The organism is Brassicibacter thermophilus (genome assembly GCF_055378355.1).
In genome coordinates this window covers 1,573,285-1,594,947 of record NZ_AP042446.1, presented here as the reverse complement: position 1 = coordinate 1,594,947, position 21,663 = coordinate 1,573,285, and the positions used below count along the sequence as shown (strand labels likewise).

Sequence of the window (21,663 nt, the reverse complement as noted above, 5' to 3'; positions counted from 1 at the left end):
CTCTCCTCTACTTCATTTTGTATCCTATTCCTCTAATAGTTTCAATATATTTTGATTTATTATCAATATTTTCTATTTTTTTTCTTAAATGTCTTATATGAACATCTACTGTTCTTGTTTCTCCAAAATAATCATACCCCCAAACCTCATCTAATAATAAACTTCTTGATAAAACCTTGCCTCTATTTTCTGCTAAAATTCTTAATAACTCAAATTCTTTTAATGTTAAATCAATTTTTATACCATTCTTGGTAACTTCATGCTTTTCAATATCTATTGTTATATCACCTATTTTAATTATATTATTTGTATTTTTATCATCTTTGCTCCTTCTTAAAACAGCTTTAATTCTTGCAAGTAACTCTCTAACACTAAATGGTTTCGTAATATAATCATCAGCCCCAATTTCCAAACCTAAAACTTTATCAGTTTCCTCACTTTTCGCAGTAAGCATTATTATAGGTATGTTTTCAGTATTCTTATCCTTTTTTAAAATCTTACATACATCTATACCATCAATTTCAGGAAGCATTATATCAAGAATAATTAAATCTATTTCATTGTTTGACACCTTATCTAAAGCTGCTTTACCGTCATATGCAGTAATAACAGTATATCCGTTGTTTTCTAAATTGTACTTGATTAATTCTACTATATGTTCTTCATCATCAACAACAAGAATATTTCTATAACTCATCAAATTATCCTCCTTTTGTTGTTAAATTATTGTTATATACAACTACTAAAATAGGACTCAAATTTGAGTCCTATTTTTTTTCGTCAAGGAGCTTTTTTAGTTCATCCATAAATGTATTGATATCTTTGAATTGTCTGTAAACTGATGCAAATCTAACATATGAAACTTCATCTAAAGTTTTTAATTTATTCATTATCATTTCTCCAATACGTTTCGACGTTACTTCCTTCTGCATAGAATTATATAAACTTTTCTCAATTTCATCAACAATATTTTCAATTTGTTCAACTGAAACAGGCCTTTTTTCACATGCCTTAATTATACCATTTAGCATTTTATTTCTATTGAATGTCTGCCTGTTCCCATCTTTTTTAATAACCATTAAAGGAATTTCTTCAATTTTTTCATACGTAGTAAATCTCCTATTACATTTTACACACTCTCTTCTTCTCCTTATTGCTTGTCCTTCATCAGTAGGTCTTGAATCAATAACTTTAGTTTCAAAATAATTACAATATGGACATTTCATCTGTACACCTCTTCTTTATCAACGTTTAAATAAATTATATTATATTTTATTATAAAAGTCTAATATTAAAAAGCTATAAAAATTCATTAATTTTCGTCATTAATATCTACTAGTATTGTATCTATGCCTATCCTAATAATATCCTTCCATTTTATTATTATATCATCATTCTTGCCAAACAATCTAAAAATTCTATTAGTGCCAGATATTATAACTCCTTTAACCTCTCCAGCTTCTAAGTCTACATCAATATCATCAATAAATCCAAGTTTTGTTCCATCTCTAACGTTAATTACTTCTTTTTCTCTCAATTCTGAAACTACTATCATATATATCACCTTCTAAATAATTCTAATATAGGCTGAATTATAATCCAGCCTATATTAATATATATTATACTTGTATAATATTATTACTATTTTAAACGCAATATCAAATCAATTTTCTCATATGTTTTAGCGCGGTTTTTTCTAATCTTGAAACTTGAGCTTGGGATATTCCAATTTCCTCAGCTACTTCCATCTGTGTTTTTCCTTCATAAAATCTAAGATTTAATATAAGCTTCTCACGTTCATTAAGTTTTCTTAATGCTTCTCTTAATACTATACCCTCAAGCCACGTTTCATCTTCACTTTTTTCATCTTTTACTTGATCCATCACGTATATAGCATCACCGCTATCATGATAAATTGGCTCAAATAATGATATTGGATCTTGTATAGAATCTAAGGCAAAAACCACTTCTTCTTTTGGCAATCCCAGTTCTTTTGCAATTTCTGAAATAGTAGGTTCTTTAGAATTTTTATTTATCAACTGGTCTCTAACTTGTAATGCTTTATATGCAATATCACGTAATGATCTACTTACTCTAATAGAATTATTATCCCTTAAATATCTTCTTATTTCTCCAATAATCATTGGAACTGCATAAGTAGAAAATTTCACATTTTGGCTCAAATCAAAATTATCTATTGCTTTTATTAAGCCTATGCACCCTACTTGGAACAAATCATCAACATTTTCCCCTCTTTTATTAAAACGCTGAATAACACTTAAAACAAGTCTTAAATTTCCTTTTATAAATTCTTCTCTCGCTGTTAAATCTCCTGCATGTATTCTATCAAATAGTTTTCTCATCTCTTCATTAGTAAGTACTGGAAGCTTAGAAGTATTTACGCCACATATTTCTACTTTATTTACATGCATATTTATTATTCATTCCTTTCATGATGTTTTGCCCCTTTTCAGTTTAAATTATTACCTTTATCCGATTTTTTATTCAATAATTAAAGTAAATAGATTAAGTAATTTAAATAAAATAGCTACCAAATATCGGTAGCCCATCAAATCATTCTATTTATTTCTCTTTTTAATCTTTTAATTATTCTTTTTTCTAATCTAGAAATATATGATTGGGATATTCCTAGCATATCAGCAACCTCTTTTTGGGTTTTTTCTTCACCGCTTCTTAGTCCAAATCTCAATTCTACTATTCTTTTTTCTCTTCGTGAAAGTTTACGAATAGCCTGTTTTAGTAAATCTTTATCTACTTCTTCCTCTAAGTATTTAAAAATAATATCTCCCTCTGTACCTAGTATATCTGATAATAATAGTTCATTTCCATCCCAATCAACATTTAATGGCTCATCAAAAGATATTTCAGATTTGATTTTACTGTTTCTTCTTAAATACATCAATATCTCGTTTTCAATACATTTTGATGCATAAGTAGCTAACTTTATACTTCTATCAGGATTAAATGTATTTACAGCTTTTATTAATCCTATTGTACCTATAGAAATTAAATCTTCTACTCCAATCCCTGTGTTTTCAAATTTTCTAGCGATATAAACTACTAACCTTAAATTTCTTTCTATGAGAATAGTCCTAATTGATTCATCACTTTTCAATTTTGAGATTAAATAATTTTCTTCCTCAGGTTCTAAAGGAGGAGGCAAAACTTCATTTCCTCCAATATAAAATATTTCGTCTTCTTTTATAAGCTTAAGTTTCATAAGTAACTTTACAAAGTACATTTTATTGAAAATCAACAATTTTTTAATATAATTAACCAATTTATTCCCTTCCTTCTAGTTTAAAATTTCTGGATGTAATAACGCAACATACTCGTTGTCATTTGATAACCTATTATTATACACTCCAATAACTATGTCACTAATTAATTTAACTTCATCTCCTTTAACAATAACTTTATCAGGTTTAAAACCTAATAACATTCCATTTTCGTTTCCTAAAGATTTAAATGGTATTACTCTAAATTTAATTTTTTCAGACGATTTAGACATTACTGCTGCAACAATTTCTAAATTATTTTCCTTATACTTTAAAAATATATTTTGTACTTCTAATGGTAAAATATCTTTAATAGCTGAAAATTGAACAACAATTACGGGGACATGAGTAATAGGATCTTGAAGTGAATTTCCTGTATCTACTAATGCAATAATATCCACATACTTATTATTCAATTCAATTGAAACTGGAATAAAATTTTTTTCTTTGTTCATTCTTTTCTGAATAAAGCCAATTGTAAACTTCAATAATATCCAAGAAAATATAACAGCAATTATAAGCAATTTTGCAGGAAATTCAGTTATATAGAATATTCCGTTACCTAAATAGGCTTCTAAATCATAAAAATAAAAAAATGCTAATGCTGCTCCAGCAAAAACAAAAGAGATTATATAAAATGATGAAAATAATTTAATAAATTTTTTTAATTTTTCAGGATTAAAAGCAATTATTATCATTAATATAGAGACGCATATCTTTACAGTAAATTTTGTCATAAATCTTAAAGAAGGATAAAAAACTACTAATGTATATAGAGCACCAATCATGGAAGAAATTATTAATCTTATTCTTGATATATTATTTTTTGTCAATTTTCCAGTCATGTAAAGAATAGTATAATTTATTACCATGTTCTCCATGATTAAATATTCAGCGTAGATGTACAATTTTTTTCCTCCTTCATAAGTATATATGTCCCTATTTATTTCATATTCAGCTATTATTTAATTTATGTATATTATAACTTACAACTATTGAATTTTTTGTCATTTAGTGAAATAAAAAAAGTCGTTTTCTAAAGAAAACGACTTTTATTTATTTCTTCTTCTTAAAAATGTTGGTATATCAAGATCATCATCAAATTCTTTTGAGATAACTTTTGATTTTTCATCTACATTTTTATGTAAATGTTCATCCTTGCTTGATGCAACTTCTTGAAAGCCTTTATTACTTTCAAATCCAGTAGCAATAACAGTTATTTTTATTTCATCTTTAAGATTTTCATCAATTCCTGCACCAAAAATAATGTTAGCATCATCATCAACAGATTGTCTTATAAGGTCAGCTGCTTCATTTACTTCAAAAAGTCCTAAATTAGCACCCCCAGTAATATTTAGTAAAACAGCCTTTGCACCTTCAATTGAAGTTTCAAGTAAAGGACTTTGTATTGCTTGCTTTGCTGCTTCTGTAGCCCTATTGTCTCCGCTAGCTAACCCAATACCCATATGAGCAAGACCTTGATTAACCATAATAGTCTTTACATCAGCAAAATCTAAATTTATAAGTGCAGGTACAGCAATCAAATCTGATATTCCTTGTATACCCTGCCTTAGTACTTCATCAGCTACTCTAAAAGCCTCCACTATGGTCGTCTTTTTTTCCACCACTTGGAGTAATCTATCATTTGGAATTGTAATTAATGTATCTACTCTGCTTTTTAATTCTTCTATTCCCTTTTCAGCATGTAACATTCTTTTCCTACCTTCAAACATAAAAGGCTTTGTTACAACACCAACTGTTAAAATTCCAAGCTCTTTTGCAATTTCAGCAACTATAGGTGCTGCACCAGTACCAGTCCCTCCACCCATACCTGCTGTAATAAAAATCATATCTGCACCCTGAATAGCTTCTAAAATAATATTTCTGCTCTCCTCTGCAGCTTTCATCCCAATTTCCGGATTAGCTCCAGCACCTAATCCTTTTGTAAGTTTTTCACCAATTTGAAGTTTTGTTTCAGCTTTTGAGGAATGTAAAGCTTGTTTATCAGTATTTATTGCAATAAAATCAATACCCTTTACTTCGCCATCGATCATTCTATTAACTGCATTATTTCCTCCACCGCCAACACCTACTACTTTTATATGTGCAAACTGTTCCATATCAACATCAAAATCAAACAACTCATACCCTCCTTACTTCATCAATATTAGAAATACTCATTCCATATTTTCTTTATAAAATTTTTTATATTTCTATTATTTTTACTTCTAGTCTTACTAGTTCCTTTTTTACTCCTCAAATTATTATATTCTATATAATAATCAAATTTCCTTTTTAACGAATAATTTATCAATCCAACTACAGTTGAATAAATAGGTTCTTTTACACCGATTTCACTAGGTTGTCCTAATCTTATCGGCAATCCAAATACCATACTTCCAAGCTCTTTAAAGCCATTAATATAGCTTGCTCCACCCCCAGTTAAAACAATCCCTGCTAAAATTTGATCTTTCAAATTATTATCTACCAAAGTTTTATCAATAATCTCAAATATTTCTTTAAGCCTTGGCTCAACTATTTCAGCTACTTGTGTTTCAGTAACCCTTATTTTTTTATTTGTTCCAATTGCTCTTACTTCAATTGACTTACTATCACTTGCTAATGGTCTGTAAGCTGTAGCAAATTTCTTTTTAACTTCTTCACTTTCATCATAAGTTATTCTAAAACCTATGGAAATATCATTAGTAATATGATTACCAGCAACAGGAATTAAATCTGAAGATACTAAATGTCCATTTTTAAACAGGGAAAAATCAGTCGTTCCAGCACCAATATCAATGAGCAATGTTCCTAATTCTTTTTCATCTCTAGTTAAAACACTTTCAGCTTCAGCAATAGGCTCCATAATAATACCTAAAACTTCTAAACCAGCGTTGTTAATTGTTTTAATTAAATTCATTACTGTAGTTTTAGATCCGGTAACAATATCTACTTCTGCTTCCAACCTAACACCTACCATACCAACTGGATCTTTAATTTCATCATATCCATCAATAATATATTGCTTAGGAATTATATCAATAATCTGTTGATCTTGTGGTATCGAAATAATAGAAGCAGAATTTAAAACTCTTTTAACATCATCTATATTAATTTCTCTATTATCTCCTGATACTGCAATAATTCCTTTATTATTAATTATATTACAATAGCCTCCAGGGATGTTTGCATATACACTATCTATCTTAATATCTGCCATGTTCTCAGCTTGCTCAACTGCATTTAAAATAGCTTTAGAAGTCGATTCAATATCAACAACTACTCCTTTTCTTACTCCTTCACAGCTACTCTTCCCTAACCCAATAATTTGAAGCCTACCATTATTTATTTCCCCAATCGCAATACAAACTTTTGAAGTGCCAATATCTATAGAAGCTACGATATTGCTCATGACATTTGCCCCCTCCGGCTATTAATTACAAACAAAGTATATATAATTTCAATAAATGTTTATAATTTCCTTTTTTATATAAAATAATAAAATTTTCTATTGCATATTTTTCTTGCTAAATAAATGTCTTCTGATTATTGCAAAGTTTTGAAACAATCTACCTCCAAAAGCAAATATAGCTGCATAATAAAGAGGTACTCCTAACCTATCACCTATATATGCTAAAAAAGCAGCTAATATTGCATTCCCAAAAAAGCCAGAAATAAAGATTTCTGGATTAAACTTCTTCTCTAAATTAGCTCTTACACCTCCAAACACTGAATCAAGGCATGCAAGAATTGCAACAGAAATATATAGTGAATAGGTAGGGTTATATGTTATAGGTAAGAAAAAACCTATTGCCACTCCAATAATAATTCCGATAATCGCTAAAATCACATTATTCACCTTCTTCTTTAATATTTGCATATTTAAATGTTACATCTCCCCAATACCTAGGGATATATATATTATATTTCATTGTTGTTTCAATATTGATCTTATAAACATTTTTTAATGTATCTCCATAAGTTTGTGGAGCATTTATTGCTGCATACAATAATTTAGGGTCTCCAATTGCTTTTATATAGAAAGGTGTAGCTATACTCTTCTCATTTATTCTAATAATTGGACCACCACACTTAATCTCTGAATTAGATAATAATCTTTGTCCATTTATACTTATAGCTTCTGCACCAGCTATCTTTAAGTCATTGATAATATTTAAAATATCCATATCATGTATAATATCATAATTTACATCCCCACTTACTATTTCATCATCTGCATTGTCACTCATCTTAATAATTATTCCAGGTCCCTCTACATCAGTGAAACCTGCAGTTAATTTAATATCTTCTAATTGTTCTTCTAATACAGAAACAATGTCCCCTTCATTATTTATAACATTTTCTAGATTTTCCAATTCTTTTTCTTTTTTATCTATGAGAAATTTTAATTCCTCTATTTCTTTTCTCTTATTATTTACATCATTTTTCATTTCCTGTATTGATTTTAAAGATACTAAATCATATTGTTCAATGTTCAGCTTAAACTGCGTAGATAAAAACAAACCCAGTACTATAGACATTAACATAATTAATATATTTCCAACTGCTTTACTTTTCATAATATCCTCCTAACATCAATTAGATGGATTATTAATTGGATTTGCATATCTAAACTCTTTTATTTTTCTGTATTTCGGTATTTCTATCTTCTGCTGCTGCTTTATTTGTATGCTTAAATTTAAACTACGTTCCATATACCATATTATTCCACCTTTAATTCTTAAAGCAAATTCTAAAGTATCTGGCTTGCCTATCGCTTTAATAATAAAAGGGGGGCCTAATGATACACCATTTATTTCTATATGACTTCCAGCTGGCTCTATTTCTGTGTAACTCGTATATCTTTGGTCATTTATAGATATAGCTTCTGCATCAGCAGCATTTAATACGCTTATTACTTGCAATAACAGGTCATAATTTGATAATATTGTACTCGTATCATCACCAAATTGAACTTCCATTGGTGGATCATCTATCTCTAATATGATACCAGGACCTTCTACAGCTTCATATCCAGCAATCATTTTATATTTTTGCAAATCTTTATATAAATTCTCTACATATACATTTTTTTCAGCTTCACCTTCTTCATATTGTTTTACTTTACTTTCTAAATTATCAAGCTCACGTTGTAGATTGTCTCTTTCTTCTTGCAATTTTTTCAACTCAACTGCAAGTTGCTGAGCTCTTTGATTTGGTATAACACCAAACCCAACTGTTTCATTAACAGTTTTAAATTGAATAGCAAGTATAAGTCCTAGAAACACACATACTACTAATATCGATAACTTACTTTTTATATCTTTCATTTATAATCCTCCTAATTATCCTCAGTTACTACAATGGCATCTTCAGCCTTATCTAGATCAATTAACTTAAAGTTTATATTATTTTGATTCAATTTATTTAATATTTCATAAAGAAAGCTCAATTTATATTCTACATTATTTAGACTACCAAACGCAACTATCCCTCTATTTTTAAGATAGATATTCACTCGATTATCCGAAATGTCTATAACATCAATTTTATCAAATAAATCTATATTTTTACATTCGTTTGCAAATTTTAATAAAAGAGATAAATTTATTCCATCGTCATTTAAAATTAACCTCTTCCCTATACTAGCTTCTTTTATACTCAAGCCCTCTATAGATGGTATACCGTCATTCTTACTAGATAACATATTAATGATATATCCTTCATTATCTATATATAAATAGGAACCAATATATGATATGGCAAGAAATGCACTCCTTTCTTCAATTTTTATTAATATTTTATCAGGTATTTTCCTATAAACCTTTGCATCCTTTATATAAGGATGCAATAATAAATTTTCTCTTACAGCCTTTAAATTTATTTTAAATATATTTTCTTTTAATGCAATACCTGAAGCCATAAAAATTTTTTCACTGTCAAGTTCTTGATTACCTTCTATTTGAACAGTTTTTATATTAAAAATCTCAGTCTTCGTAAGTAGTATAAAAAAAACAATAAATATAAAAAGTAATATGATGAGTATAAGTCCTATTTTCTTTTTTTTAACTTTAGTTTCTATTGACGTTTGCCGTATCATTAGTTAACCCTCCTAAGCAGCTTGTACACATTATACAGAGCAGCAAAAAGCTGCTATTGTACCTTCTTTATACTCGCTCCTAATTCAGTTAAGTCTTTATCCAATCTATCATAGCCTCGTTCAATATGATATATGTTATCAATTACAGTAATTCCATTCGCTGCTATACCTGCTAAAACTAAACTAGCACCACCTCTTAAATCAGCAGCAGTAACATTTGCACCAGATAATTTATCTACGCCCTTAATAACAGCAACTCTCCCAATAACCTTAATATTAGCCCCCATTCTTATTAGTTCCTCTGCATGTTTAAACCTATTTTCAAAAACTGTTTCAGATATAATACTTGTACCTTTGGCTATAGTCATTAAAGACATAATTTGCGGTTGCATATCAGTAGGAAATCCAGGATAAGGCAATGTCTGTATTTTTTCTATTGGATTAACATGATTATTTCCAATAATCTTTAGTGTTGTACAATTATTATATATCATAGCTCCAGCTTCTCTCAATTTAGCTATAATCGATTGAATATGATCTACCTCAATATTCTTCAGTATAATTTCTCCTCCTGTTATTGCAGCTGCAGTCATATAAGTTCCTGCAACTATTCTATCAGGTATTATTGTATGCTCTGTGTTATTTAATTTACTTACTCCATCTATTCTTATCACACTTGTTCCTGCCCCACAAATATTAGCACCACATGAGTTCAAATAATTTTGAAGGTCTACTATTTCCGGCTCTCTAGCTGCATTTCTTATTATTGTTGTTCCTTTTGCTTTAACTGCTGCTAGCATTATATTTTCTGTTGCTCCCACACTTGGATAGTCAAGCTGTATATCACAGCCTCTAAGTTTTTTAGCCTTGCAATACAAAAATCCATGAGATTCTTCTATATCTGCCCCCATCTCTCTAAGTGCTTTTAAATGCAAATCTATAGGTCTTGGTCCAATTTCACAACCACCTGGATATGATACTTCTACTTCTCCACATCTAGACAACATTGCGCCCATTAAAATAATAGATGAACGCATTTCTCGTACTAATTCTTCTGGAATTCTTATTTTGTCTAGCTTACTAGAATCTACAAATATAATATTATTCATTCTTTTAACCTTGCACCCTATGGATTTTAATATTTTTTCCATTGTTTCAACATCTCTTAGATTAGGTGCATTAAATATCGTACTACAACCACCATTAAGAATGGTAGCTGCTAAAACTGGGAGAACAGCATTTTTAGCTCCAACTATGGATACCTCTCCAACTAATCTTTTTCCTCCTTCAATAATATATTTTCCCATTACTTCACCTCCAGAATATGCCTTTAAGTATGTAAAACAATATATAAATATAATATGCATATTCTAAAAAGGTGTTACTTAAGTAATAGTATCATAAGAAGTTAATATTTTGAATGCTAATTAATATAATCTTCTATTAGTTTTAAAATCCTATCTGACGAATTTGTTATTCCCAATTTTTTACTTTGTTTTGACATTTTAAATAGTTTTGATTCATCATTTAATAGATCTATTATCATTTTATTTAGCTTTTCTCCTTCTAATTCTTTTTCTGTAATAACTATACTTGCTCCTTTATTTTCTAATGCCCTAGCATTATACTCTTGATGATTTTCAGCAGTGTAAGCCTTAGGTATTAAAATACTTGGCTTTCCTAATGCGGTTATTTCAGCTATTGTGATAGCTCCTGCACTAGTAATTACGAGGTCAGCAATATTTAAATATTTAGGCATATCGAATAAATATGGTACAACTCGAATATTTTTATTCATATTTAAAGAAATACCTTTATCTTTTAGTTGATGAATAAAGCTATCAAAAAATCGCTTCCCTGTCACATGAATTATCTGTATATTATTGTTGTATAAATTATTTATTATAACATCCATCATAGCGTCATTTAGACTCTTTTGACCTCCACTTCCACCAAAAGATAAAATAAACTTTTTATTTTTATCAATTTTAAGTTCTATATAAGCTAAATTTTTATCTATGGTTAAGATATCGTTTCTTATAGGATTACCAGTAATAGTTATTTTTTCAGGATATTTGAAATATTTCTTGCTCACTTCAAAACTAGCTGCTACTTTGTCAACAAATCTAGAAAGTATTTTATTTGTTATTCCTGGTAAAGCATTTTGTTCGTGAATAATTGTCGGAATTTTTTTTAACGCAGCAATTAAAACTACTGGTCCACATACATATCCTCCAGTTCCAATAACTATATCAGGCTTAAATGAATTTATTATTTTGCGTGCATCATTCAAGCCAAGAAGCAATTCTTTCATGGATTTTAGTGTTTCTATTGAAAAATTTCTTGAAAATCCTCTAACTCTTATTGTTCTAAACTCAAATCCTTCCTTAGGTACTAGTTCTGATTCCATACCATTTTTAGTCCCAACATATAGAATATCTGCATTTTCGTATTTTTCTTTAACTTTATATGCTATAGCTAAAGCAGGATAAATATGTCCTCCAGTCCCTCCGCCTGTTATTAAAAATTTCATTTTTTCAGCTCCTATCTAAGTTAGTATTTCTAGATATATTTAGTAGTATTCCTATTGAAGCCATGTAAATAATTAATGATGTACCTCCATAACTAACAAATGGTAAAGGTATCCCTGTTGGTGGTATTGAAGAAGTAACTACTCCTATATGCATAACTGCTTGAACAGTAATTAAAGCAATAATTCCAGAAGCTAAAAAACATCCAAATTGATCATTTATATTTAAAGCTATACGAATACCACGCCAAATGATTACTAAAAATAATATTATAACAGTTGCACATCCTAGAAATCCTAATTCTTCTCCTATAATTGCAAATATAAAATCATTATATGGTTCAGGAATATAAAAATACTTTTGTATGCTTTTACCAAGCCCTAGTCCAAATAATCCCCCAGAACCTAAAGCATATAATGATTGTACAGCTTGCCATCCTATACCATCTTTATATTTAAAAGGATCTAAAAAAGATATAATTCGATCTATTCTATACCTGTATTCTTCATTTGTATAAGCCTGATAAATTACTAACCCTACTCCTCCAAGACTTAGTAATGATAATAGTATAATATGAGAAATTTTTATGCCTGCAATAAACAAAATTGCCGCTAATGTAACTCCTAAGGTAACACTTGTGCTGAAATCTTTTTGCAGTAAAATCAAACCGCATGAAATACCTATTATAATTAACGAAGGAATAAGTCCTTTTCTGAAATTTTTTATTTCATCGCTAATCTTACTTAAAAAAGCTGCAAGATATATTATTGAACCGAGTTTAATGATATCTGATGGCATAAATGTAGTAAATCCTAAATTAATCCACCTTCTCGCACCATTAAACTCCTCGCCAAGTGGTGTAAATATTAGCATCCCAGACATAATAGAAAATAAAAAAACTACTCTTGATAACTTATAAAGATTCTTATAGTCAAAGTTCATGAAGAACAACATAGCTGCTAATCCTATTAAACTTGCTATTAATTGTTTTCTTAAAAAATAATACCCATCCTTAACCTTATATATTGCATCAGGCCAACTTGAACTAAATACCATTATTATTCCGATAAAAACAAGTAGTATTGTAGCTATCATTAAAGTAAAATCACTTGCCTTTTTGTTGGTCATCCCTAATCCTCCCTTAATTTTACAACAGCCTGCTTATAATCCCTTCCCCTCTCTTCAAAATTTTTATACATATCCCAACTTGCACAGGCAGGAGAAAGTAAAATTTTATCGCCTTTAGAAGCCAAACTATAAGCCTTATTAACTGCTATTTCCATATTTTCTACTATATATATATTACAAAATCCTTCCTTTATTGCAGTTTTCATGATTTTTTCTGAAGTTTCTCCCAGTAATACCATAGCTTTAACTTTATTGTTAAAACTCTTTATGAAATCTGTAAAATCATTTCCTTTATCCATTCCACCAGCAATTAATATAATTGGCCCATTTAAAGCTTCTACTGCTTTCTGTGATGCATTTGGATTTGTTCCCTTTGAATCATTATAAAATTTAATACCATTCAATTCTGTAACATATTCTAATCTATGTTCAACTCCACGAAAATTTCTAATTGTATTTGCAATCACATTTACACTAATACCCATAGTCCAAGCTATACCAATAGAAGTCATGATATTTTCTAGATTATGTTTTCCTGGTATAGGTATATCTTCTATAGATATTATTTTAAATTTCTTATCTTTAGTTTTTATAACGATATTATTATCTTCAATAACAATGCCTCTATTTAATGTGTTTTCCGTACTAAAATAAATAATTTTTGATTTTGTCTCTTTTTTAATATTATTTAAAATTTCATCATCGTAATTTAAAATTAAATAATCATCGCTATTTTGATTCCTAAATATTTTCTTTTTTGCTTCTACATAATTATCAAATGTCTTATGCCAATTTAAATGATCAGGAGTAATATTTAATATTGCTGCAACTTTAGGTTTGAAAGTTTTTGTACCTTCTAATTGAAAGCTACTAGCTTCAATAACAAAAATATCATCTTTATAAGAATTAACTACCTCCCATAAAATCCCAACTCCAATATTTCCAACAACATGACACTTGGCTCCAGAATTTTTAAATATTTCCCCAGTTAAAGTTGTGGTTGTAGTTTTCCCATTAGTTCCTGTAATAGCAATAAAATTATTTTTGCATAACCTATAGGCTAATTCTATGTCAGTTACAACTTCTATTCCTTTCTTTTCTGCTTTCTTTATTAATGGTAAATCCATAGGTATACCTGGACTTTTAATTACAAAATCTATATTGTCTAATACAACATCATTAGTTCCTAAAATATATTTTATATTACAGCCTTCCAATGCTTTTATACATTCCTTAAGTTCCTTTTCATTTTTTTTATCATTTATCACTACATTTGCTCCTAATTTATCTAATGCCTTTGCTGTAGATATACCACTAACTCCTAATCCCAAAACTAAAATATTCTTACCTTTTAATTTCATCATATACACCTGCTTTTTTTATATTTGAATAAATAATGAATTTATATAATAAAATATTATATTAAATTTTCTTGCACCGTTTTTATTTTTAATTTAAACTTAATATTCCTATAAGGCATAATATAACTGTTGCTATCCAAAATACAATCACTACCTTTGTTTCTTTCCAGCCTTTTAATTCAAAATGATGATGTAGAGGACTCATTAAGAAAACTCTTTTTCCAGTAAGTTTAAAGGAAGTAACCTGAATAATTACTGATAATGCTTCAACAAAGTAAATTCCTCCAACTATAGGAATGATTAAAGGCAAATTAAGTAGTACAGCTATAGCCGAAACTGCACCACCTAGTGCCATAGAACCTGTATCTCCCATAAACACTTTTGCAGGATAAGAGTTATACCTTAAAAAACCTAAACATGCTCCTGTAAGGGCTGCAGAAAATACTGCTATACTTTTCATCCCTATATTAAGTGAAACTAGCCCGAAAAAAGATAGTACAATTAAAGTTATACCTGAAGCTAATCCATCTAAACCATCTGTCAAGTTTACACTATTTACAGTTCCAACCACTACAAAAGCTATAAATGGGATATATAATTTCCCTAAATCTAAATATGTATTGTCGAGAAAAGGAACAATTACTTTCGTACCAAGCATTGACGTATTAGATTGATACACGGCTAGTATAACAGCTAATGCTATCTGCCCTATTAACTTTTGATAAGCTTTCAATCCTAAAGATCTCCTCATCACGACCTTAATAAAATCATCTATAAACCCTATAAAACCAAAACCCAATGTTGACAAAAGTAAGACAATCATATCTTTGTTGAATATTCCAGAAGTAGTAGTTGTAATAATAAGGGCGATAAGCATTATTATTCCACCCATTGTAGGAATACCACTCTTTTTCAAATGGGTTTTAGGTCCTTCTTCTCTAATGCTTTGTCCTATTTTTAACTTTCTTAGCAAAGGTATCACAATCGGACCAAGCAATAATGTTATTGCAAAAGATATAATTATTATCCGGATAATATCCTTGTACTCTACCATATTTTTTCATCTCCCGTATTGTTACTATATTATTATAATTGTTTTCCATACGTTGTAAATTATATTATATCTCCTTTAATGTTTCTGCAACAATTTCTCTTTCATCAAAAGGATATTTTTTATTTCCTATAATAGTATAAGATTCATGTCCTTTCCCTGCAAGTAAAATAATGTCATTAGATTTGGCACTCTTAATTGCATATTTTATTGCTTCCTTTCTATCTACAATAGCTATGTATTTTCCTCCAACCCTTTTCACTCCTTTAATAATATCATCAATTATCAATTTAGGGTCTTCAGTTCTGGGATTATCAGAAGTAACTACACATAAATCTGCATAACGAGCAGCTATTTCTCCCATCTTTGATCTTTTAGATTTGTCTCTATCACCACCAGCTCCAAAGACAATTATTTTTCTGCTTTTAGAAAATCGATCTATTGTTTTAAGAACATTTTCTAACCCATCAGGTGTATGAGCAAAATCAATAATTACTGTAAAATCTTTATTAGTAGGTACTATTTCAAATCTTCCTTTAACCCCATTTACAGATTCTAGTCCTTTTTTTATTATATCCAAATTTATACCATAAGCATAACCACATGCTGCAGCAGCTAAACAATTATATACTGAAAATAATCCTGGAATTTTTATTTTAATAGTTAATGATCCTTTAGGAGTATTAAGCAAAAATTGAACACTATTTTGATAATAGACTATATTTGTTGCATTTACATCTGATTTATTATCTATACCATATGTAATAGTTCTAACATTTTTTTCACTCAATTCATTTACAATTCTTTTTCCATATTCATCATCTACATTTATTATATTAGCTATTGTTGTCATATCAAATAACTTTCTTTTAGCTTTATAATATTCTTCAAGAGTTTTGTGATAATCTAAATGGTCTATACTTAAATTAGTAAATATGCCAACATCAAAATAGCAATATTCTACTCTCTGTAAAGCCAAAGCATGAGAAGATACCTCCATAACACAGCTTTTAACTCCATTTTTAACCATATCAAATAATTTCATTTGAATATCTAATGACTCTGGTGTAGTATTAACAATTTCATATGACTTATTATCAAATCCTTGGTCAACTGTACCAATAATTCCAGTCTTCCATCCATAACATTCAAATATTGATTTAATAAAATACGTCACTGTGGTTTTCCCATTAGTTCCAGTCACTCCAACAAGGTTTAATTTCTTTGAAGGTTCATTATAAAATATAGAAGAAATTTTCGCCAAAGCATTTCTCGTATTTTTAACTTTTATAACAGTAATACCTTCTTTAACATTTGTAACATCCTTTTCAACTATTACTACCTTTGCACCTTTATTTATTGCTTCCTCAACAAATTCGTGCCCATCAAATTTAAATCCTTCTATCGCAACAAATAAACAACCCTCATTAGCTTTTCTTGAATCCTCACTTATAGAAGATATTTCTACATCTGTAGAACCAAAATAATTAATGATATCCAAATAACCCATTATATATTTTAAATTCACTAATTTACACTCCTTAGATATATTAAATAAAAGGCACTCCCTAATTTCGAGTTTGGAAGTTGCCTTTTGGTGTTACTACTCAATATCTTCTAACTCTATTTCAATAATTTGACTACTATCAACTTCAGTTCCAGCCTTAGGAAATTGATTCGAAACTATTCCATTACCACTAATTTTATATGTTAATCCCATCTTATTAAGTGTCGTGATTGCTTCTTCCTTAGTATTACCAGTTAAGTCAGGTAATACAATCTTATTATATTCTCTTCTCTTTTCATTTACATATAAGTCAACAAATGACCCTTTATTGATACTCGTATTTGGCAAAGGAAATTGATCTATCACTACCGAATTTTCTTTTACTTCAAGTGTTTCAGTATTATACTTTAATCCTACTTTTGAAAGAATATTCGCCGCCTCATTAATAGTCTTATTTCTTACATCAGGTACTAAAACTAATTTATTATACTTTTCTTCTTCCTCTTCTGTATATTTTGGTTCAACGTTTAGATACTTAAGAGTATTTTCTACAATCTCTGCAGCAACAGGTGCAGCAATCATACCTCCATAATATGCCCCATTGCTTGGTTCATCAATCACTACTAATACAGCTATTTTAGGATCATCTGCAGGTGCAACTGCTACAAATGATGATACATATTTACCAGAAGCATATTTTCCATCTATAACTTTTTGCGCAGTACCAGTCTTACCTGCTACCCTATACCCTGGTACATAAGCTTTTTTCCCTGTTCCTTCCGATACTACTGTTTCAAGAATCCCTAGAAGCGTCTCGCTTGTTTGCTTTGATATTACTTTTCTTCTCACTTTAGGTTCAAATTGATGGATAACATTACCGTCTTTATCAACAAGTCTATCAACTAACCTCGGTTCCATTAAATTGCCTCCATTAGCAACAGCAGATACTGCTGTTATCAACTGAATAGGCGTTACAGCAATCCCTTGACCATAAGATATAGTTGCAAGTCTTACTTCTCTCATAGTTTCAGGATTTTGTGGAATTAATCCTGCTTGCTCTCCCAATAAATCTATTCCAGTTCGTTCTCCAAAACCAAATCCCTTTATATATTTAATCATTCTCTCCTTGCCTAATCTTCTTCCTACATCAACAAAAACTACATTACATGAATTTTGAACTCCCTCTACGAAAGTTTCACTACCATGAGGATTATAGTATCTCCAACATTTTAGGGTTACTCCAGGTATATCAGTAATATATCCACCGCAATAAAACTGGCTTTCTGGTGTAACAACCCCTTCTTCTAATCCTGCAGCAGCAGTAATAATCTTAAATGTAGAACCTGGCTCATAACTATCATTAATTGGAAAGTTTCTCCACATATCATACCACTTTTTTTGAAGTTCTTCTTGTGATAGACCTTCCCACTCTTTTTTAGTATCCTCATCTAATGGTTCCCTAGGATTATTAGGATTATAATCAGGCTTAGTAGCCATAGCTAAAATATCACCTGTATTAGGATCCATAACTAATATAGAAACATTTTTTGCCTTATTTATTATTAAGTTTTCTAATGCTGCTTTTTCTGCAAAATGCTGGATTGTCTCATCTAGTGTAAGTACCACACTTAAACCATCTTTAGCCTCATATATTTTTTGATTAGTATTAGGTAATTCTCTGCCTATTGAATCTGTAGTTTTAATCCATTTTCCTGGCACACCTTTTAAATATTTATTATATGTTCTCTCTATCCCATAAAGACCATTATTATCAATATCAGTAAATCCCAAAATATGTGCAGCAAAGTTTCCATATGGATAATATCGTTTGTTATCATCAATTATATTAATGCCTTTTATATTCTCACTTCTTAGCTGTAATGCTTCTTCTTTACTTATCCATTGTTTAATCTTTTCAACACTTTGATTCTTTGTTATTTTTTCATATAATATGTCTTCATCCATATCTAATATTTTAGCTAATTTCTCAGCAGTTTCTCTAGGATTTTCTACATCAGCCGGTGTACACCAAACAGTATAAGAACTAACACTTAAAGCGAGTTTCTTACCAGTTCTATCATATATTATCCCTCTTTTAGGCTTTATTTCAATCCCTCTAGTCCATTGCTCTAATGCTCCTTTTTTAAGCTCTTCACCCTTCACAATCTGTAAAAATACAAGTCTAGATAACAAAAAGAAAATAATAAGCGAAATCGTAAATAAAGCAAAAATCAGTCTTTTTTTAGTGCTTGTTGTGGGCAGTGACACTGGCTTTCCTCCTTAAATAGCATTAGCAATTCTTTTAAACATATTTCTAAAAGATTCTAAAAAGACTTTTTTACCTTCAAAAATACTTGCAGTATTTTGTCCTGTTTCTTTATTATTTAAAATGTTTTTATCAACACTAACATAAAATTTTTCCCCATCATTTGGATACCTCATGTTGAGTTTCGTCATAGCCTGTCTTTCTATCCATCTTGTATCTTTGAGTTCATCAAGTTCTAATGCTAATTCTTGCTTTTCTTCACTTAATTTATTAATTTCATTGTTTAGTTGTGAAATTTCAATTTGTACTTTTGTAATATATGTATATCTAAATAGTATAGTAAGACAAATAATAAGCATAGCTAATGCATATAAAAAAGCTTTAATCTTTAGGGCTACATTACTTTCTTTTTTTCTTCGGGTATCAATAACAGTATTCGTTTTCTTAATAGTTGGTTTATCATAATAATTATCGTAAATATCTTTTTTTGCTACTAACAAGTTTATTCACCCCTTTAAAATTTTAGAACCCTAAATTTTTTCTCCTATTCTAAGCTTAGCACTTCTTGCTCTCGGGTTATTCTCAACTTCTTTTTGTGAAGGAATAATTGGCTTTTTAGTTATTATATTTATCTGTCTTCTTTTATTGCAAACACATACAGGATAACTTGGTGGGCAAATACAATCTTTATTCAAATCTTTTAACGTATTTTTAATAATCCTATCCTCTAAAGAATGAAAGGTTATAATACAGATTCTACCTTTTGAATTTAAAACATCACAAATATCTTTAATCGTATCTTGAAGTATATTAAGCTCTTGATTTACTTCTATCCTTATAGCTTGAAAGGTTCTTTTTGCAGGATGAGGACCTGTTCTTCTAGCTCCACTAGGAATAGCTTCTTTAATGATATCTACAAGCTCTTTCGTTGTGTTTATATGTTTATTCTCTCTATGCCTTACTATAAATTCAGCAATTCTTTTTGCCCATCTCTCTTCTCCATATTTTTCTATAATCCTTTCAAGTTCATCTTTTGAATAAGTATTAACAACATCCCACGCACTAAATTTTTTTGTAACGTCCATTCTCATGTCTAAGATAGCATCATAATTATATGAAAAGCCTCTTTCTTTATTGTCAAGCTGATACGATGAAACTCCTAAGTCTAATAAAGCTCCATCTATTCTGCGAATATTAAGTTTTTCTAAAATGTTTTTTATGTTTTTAAAATTATCATGTACTATTATAAATTTATCTCCTAAATTCTTGAAGTTTTTCTGTGCATTGTGTACTGCATCAATATCTTGATCTATTGCAATCAACTTACCTGTTTTCAATCTAGTCAATATTTCTTTAGAGTGTCCTCCTCCACCAAAGGTACAATCAACATATATTCCATCTTGCTTAATTTTTAATCCATTTATTGTTTCATTAAACAGTACTGGTATATGATTAAAATCCAACTATTTCACCTCTAATATAATTAAAAAGTTTTATACTATATTTCATAGCTTGTTTCTATCTACAATATTTAAATTGACAATTAAATTTCAAATTATATTATTAACTTATCAAAACTTTATATCCCTAATTCAGCCATCTTTTCAGCTATATTTTCATAGCTCAAACTATTATCTTTATTATATATATCCCATCGTTCTTTACTCCATATTTCTACTCGATTAGAAACGCCTATTATTACAGCATCCTTGCTTAATTCAGCATGTTCCCTTAAATTTGAAGGTATCAGTATTCTACCCTGCTTGTCTAATTCACACTCTGTAGCTCCAGAAAAAAAGAATCTAACAAATGCTCTTGCCTCTTTTCTAGTTAGTGGAAGTTTTTTAAGTTTTTCTTCAACAACTTTCCATTCTTCAATGGGGTAAATAAAAAGACAATTATCAAGCCCTTTAGTCATAATAAAAAAGCTTCCCAATTGTTCCCTAAATTTTGAAGGTATAATTATCCTTCCTTTACTATCTAATGAATGATTATATTCACCTATAAACATAATTGCACCCCATTTGAAGAAATTATCCACCACTTTCTACCACAACCAACCACAATTCTATACTTCTATAGTAATTGAAAAATTCCTGCTAATATACATAAATTTTTATTATTTTTTAATATATGATTTTTGACCTATTTCCCCAAAAAAAAACATCTACCTCTATATAGTAGATGAGTAAATTATAAACATAACCCATTCAATTCATTAGTAAATTTATCTTTACTAAGATAGTATAAAGCTATTAATTTATCAAGTTCTGTACTTATACGGTAAATTGTATCTTTTTTTTCGTTATTTTCTATAGACTTATTTAACTTATACCTCAATAAGTCTATTTTGTCATTTATTGTCACTCTATCCCCCCTCTTCTTAAGTTACAAAAACATTTTATTACATAAAGTAAATT

General features: G+C 29.2%; 23 protein-coding genes. All 23 read right to left on the bottom strand.

Annotation, left to right across the window (positions count from 1 at the left end):
- Positions 1-7 precede the first annotated feature (7 nt).
- Positions 8-697 carry a response regulator gene (locus ACZ41D_RS07500; RefSeq protein ID WP_464150815.1) on the bottom strand — a complete coding sequence of 230 codons (690 nt, stop codon included), beginning with the start codon at positions 695-697 and terminating at the stop codon, positions 8-10.
- A 70-nt stretch (positions 698-767) separates the two neighbouring features.
- On the bottom strand, positions 768-1,226 hold the full coding sequence (nrdR, locus tag ACZ41D_RS07495) for a transcriptional regulator NrdR (protein ID WP_464150814.1): 459 nt from the start codon (positions 1,224-1,226) through the stop codon (positions 768-770).
- 86 nt (positions 1,227-1,312) lie between these two features.
- On the bottom strand, positions 1,313-1,555 hold the full coding sequence (locus ACZ41D_RS07490) for a YlmC/YmxH family sporulation protein (protein ID WP_464150813.1): 243 nt from the start codon (positions 1,553-1,555) through the stop codon (positions 1,313-1,315).
- 103 nt (positions 1,556-1,658) lie between these two features.
- The gene (gene sigG, locus ACZ41D_RS07485) at positions 1,659-2,432 is read right to left on the bottom strand and encodes an RNA polymerase sporulation sigma factor SigG (RefSeq protein WP_464150812.1); all 774 of its coding nucleotides are present in this window, start codon (positions 2,430-2,432) and stop codon (positions 1,659-1,661) included.
- Positions 2,433-2,569: 137 nt separating this feature from the next.
- Positions 2,570-3,301 (bottom strand): RNA polymerase sporulation sigma factor SigE, encoded by a 732-nt coding sequence (gene sigE, locus ACZ41D_RS07480; protein ID WP_464150811.1) that lies wholly within the window; start codon positions 3,299-3,301, stop codon positions 2,570-2,572.
- A gap of 15 nt (positions 3,302-3,316) precedes the next feature.
- A complete protein-coding gene (gene spoIIGA, locus ACZ41D_RS07475) occupies positions 3,317-4,207 on the bottom strand; it encodes a sigma-E processing peptidase SpoIIGA (RefSeq protein WP_464150810.1) in 891 nt (296 codons plus the stop codon).
- A 144-nt stretch (positions 4,208-4,351) separates the two neighbouring features.
- The gene (gene ftsZ / locus ACZ41D_RS07470) at positions 4,352-5,440 is read right to left on the bottom strand and encodes a cell division protein FtsZ (RefSeq protein ID WP_464150808.1); all 1,089 of its coding nucleotides are present in this window, start codon (positions 5,438-5,440) and stop codon (positions 4,352-4,354) included.
- 26 nt (positions 5,441-5,466) lie between these two features.
- On the bottom strand, positions 5,467-6,711 hold the full coding sequence (gene ftsA / locus ACZ41D_RS07465) for a cell division protein FtsA (RefSeq protein WP_464150807.1): 1,245 nt from the start codon (positions 6,709-6,711) through the stop codon (positions 5,467-5,469).
- A gap of 96 nt (positions 6,712-6,807) precedes the next feature.
- A complete protein-coding gene (locus ACZ41D_RS07460) occupies positions 6,808-7,149 on the bottom strand; it encodes a small basic family protein (RefSeq protein WP_464150806.1) in 342 nt (113 codons plus the stop codon).
- Position 7,150: 1 nt separating this feature from the next.
- A complete protein-coding gene (locus ACZ41D_RS07455; RefSeq protein WP_464150805.1) occupies positions 7,151-7,879 on the bottom strand; it encodes a DUF881 domain-containing protein in 729 nt (242 codons plus the stop codon).
- Positions 7,880-7,894: 15 nt separating this feature from the next.
- The gene (locus ACZ41D_RS07450; protein WP_464150804.1) at positions 7,895-8,629 is read right to left on the bottom strand and encodes a DUF881 domain-containing protein; all 735 of its coding nucleotides are present in this window, start codon (positions 8,627-8,629) and stop codon (positions 7,895-7,897) included.
- 11 nt (positions 8,630-8,640) lie between these two features.
- Positions 8,641-9,399 (bottom strand): cell division protein FtsQ/DivIB, encoded by a 759-nt coding sequence (locus ACZ41D_RS07445; RefSeq protein ID WP_464150803.1) that lies wholly within the window; start codon positions 9,397-9,399, stop codon positions 8,641-8,643.
- 53 nt (positions 9,400-9,452) lie between these two features.
- Positions 9,453-10,706, bottom strand: coding sequence for a UDP-N-acetylglucosamine 1-carboxyvinyltransferase (gene murA / locus ACZ41D_RS07440; protein WP_464150802.1), 1,254 nt, complete (start codon positions 10,704-10,706; stop codon positions 9,453-9,455).
- A gap of 116 nt (positions 10,707-10,822) precedes the next feature.
- Complete coding sequence (murG, locus tag ACZ41D_RS07435; RefSeq protein WP_464150801.1) at positions 10,823-11,932, bottom strand: undecaprenyldiphospho-muramoylpentapeptide beta-N-acetylglucosaminyltransferase; 1,110 nt, start codon at positions 11,930-11,932, stop codon at positions 10,823-10,825.
- A gap of 4 nt (positions 11,933-11,936) precedes the next feature.
- On the bottom strand, positions 11,937-13,058 hold the full coding sequence (gene ftsW / locus ACZ41D_RS07430; RefSeq protein ID WP_464150800.1) for a putative lipid II flippase FtsW: 1,122 nt from the start codon (positions 13,056-13,058) through the stop codon (positions 11,937-11,939).
- A 2-nt stretch (positions 13,059-13,060) separates the two neighbouring features.
- On the bottom strand, positions 13,061-14,422 hold the full coding sequence (gene murD, locus ACZ41D_RS07425; RefSeq protein ID WP_464150799.1) for a UDP-N-acetylmuramoyl-L-alanine--D-glutamate ligase: 1,362 nt from the start codon (positions 14,420-14,422) through the stop codon (positions 13,061-13,063).
- Between the two features lie 85 nt (positions 14,423-14,507).
- Positions 14,508-15,473, bottom strand: coding sequence for a phospho-N-acetylmuramoyl-pentapeptide-transferase (gene mraY / locus ACZ41D_RS07420; protein WP_464150798.1), 966 nt, complete (start codon positions 15,471-15,473; stop codon positions 14,508-14,510).
- A gap of 64 nt (positions 15,474-15,537) precedes the next feature.
- Positions 15,538-16,998 (bottom strand): UDP-N-acetylmuramoyl-L-alanyl-D-glutamate--2,6-diaminopimelate ligase, encoded by a 1,461-nt coding sequence (locus ACZ41D_RS07415; protein ID WP_464150797.1) that lies wholly within the window; start codon positions 16,996-16,998, stop codon positions 15,538-15,540.
- A gap of 75 nt (positions 16,999-17,073) precedes the next feature.
- The gene (locus tag ACZ41D_RS07410) at positions 17,074-19,245 is read right to left on the bottom strand and encodes a stage V sporulation protein D (RefSeq protein WP_464150796.1); all 2,172 of its coding nucleotides are present in this window, start codon (positions 19,243-19,245) and stop codon (positions 17,074-17,076) included.
- 12 nt (positions 19,246-19,257) lie between these two features.
- A complete protein-coding gene (locus ACZ41D_RS07405) occupies positions 19,258-19,743 on the bottom strand; it encodes an FtsB family cell division protein (RefSeq protein WP_464150795.1) in 486 nt (161 codons plus the stop codon).
- A gap of 30 nt (positions 19,744-19,773) precedes the next feature.
- A complete protein-coding gene (rsmH, locus tag ACZ41D_RS07400) occupies positions 19,774-20,706 on the bottom strand; it encodes a 16S rRNA (cytosine(1402)-N(4))-methyltransferase RsmH (RefSeq protein WP_464150794.1) in 933 nt (310 codons plus the stop codon).
- A 116-nt stretch (positions 20,707-20,822) separates the two neighbouring features.
- Complete coding sequence (gene mraZ / locus ACZ41D_RS07395) at positions 20,823-21,254, bottom strand: division/cell wall cluster transcriptional repressor MraZ (RefSeq protein ID WP_464150793.1); 432 nt, start codon at positions 21,252-21,254, stop codon at positions 20,823-20,825.
- Positions 21,255-21,436: 182 nt separating this feature from the next.
- Entirely contained in the window at positions 21,437-21,610 is a 174-nt protein-coding gene (locus ACZ41D_RS07390) for an aspartyl-phosphate phosphatase Spo0E family protein (RefSeq protein ID WP_464150792.1), read from the bottom strand.
- Positions 21,611-21,663: the final 53 nt, after the last annotated feature.

Excerpts from the sequence above, each read along its gene's own strand:
- ACZ41D_RS07500 (WP_464150815.1), bottom strand. The coding sequence starts at position 697 with ATGAGTTATAGAAATATTCTTGTTGTTGATGATGAAGAACATATAGTA.
- nrdR (WP_464150814.1), bottom strand. The coding sequence starts at position 1,226 with ATGAAATGTCCATATTGTAATTATTTTGAAACTAAAGTTATTGATTCA.
- ACZ41D_RS07490 (WP_464150813.1), bottom strand. The coding sequence starts at position 1,555 with ATGATAGTAGTTTCAGAATTGAGAGAAAAAGAAGTAATTAACGTTAGA.
- sigG (WP_464150812.1), bottom strand. The coding sequence starts at position 2,432 with ATGCATGTAAATAAAGTAGAAATATGTGGCGTAAATACTTCTAAGCTT.
- ftsA (WP_464150807.1), bottom strand. The coding sequence starts at position 6,711 with ATGAGCAATATCGTAGCTTCTATAGATATTGGCACTTCAAAAGTTTGT.
- ACZ41D_RS07455 (WP_464150805.1), bottom strand. The coding sequence starts at position 7,879 with ATGAAAAGTAAAGCAGTTGGAAATATATTAATTATGTTAATGTCTATA.
- ACZ41D_RS07450 (WP_464150804.1), bottom strand. The coding sequence starts at position 8,629 with ATGAAAGATATAAAAAGTAAGTTATCGATATTAGTAGTATGTGTGTTT.
- ACZ41D_RS07445 (WP_464150803.1), bottom strand. The coding sequence starts at position 9,399 with ATGATACGGCAAACGTCAATAGAAACTAAAGTTAAAAAAAAGAAAATA.
- murA (WP_464150802.1), bottom strand. The coding sequence starts at position 10,706 with ATGGGAAAATATATTATTGAAGGAGGAAAAAGATTAGTTGGAGAGGTA.
- murG (WP_464150801.1), bottom strand. The coding sequence starts at position 11,932 with ATGAAATTTTTAATAACAGGCGGAGGGACTGGAGGACATATTTATCCT.
- ftsW (WP_464150800.1), bottom strand. The coding sequence starts at position 13,058 with ATGACCAACAAAAAGGCAAGTGATTTTACTTTAATGATAGCTACAATA.
- murD (WP_464150799.1), bottom strand. The coding sequence starts at position 14,422 with ATGATGAAATTAAAAGGTAAGAATATTTTAGTTTTGGGATTAGGAGTT.
- mraY (WP_464150798.1), bottom strand. The coding sequence starts at position 15,473 with ATGGTAGAGTACAAGGATATTATCCGGATAATAATTATATCTTTTGCA.
- mraZ (WP_464150793.1), bottom strand. The coding sequence starts at position 21,254 with ATGTTTATAGGTGAATATAATCATTCATTAGATAGTAAAGGAAGGATA.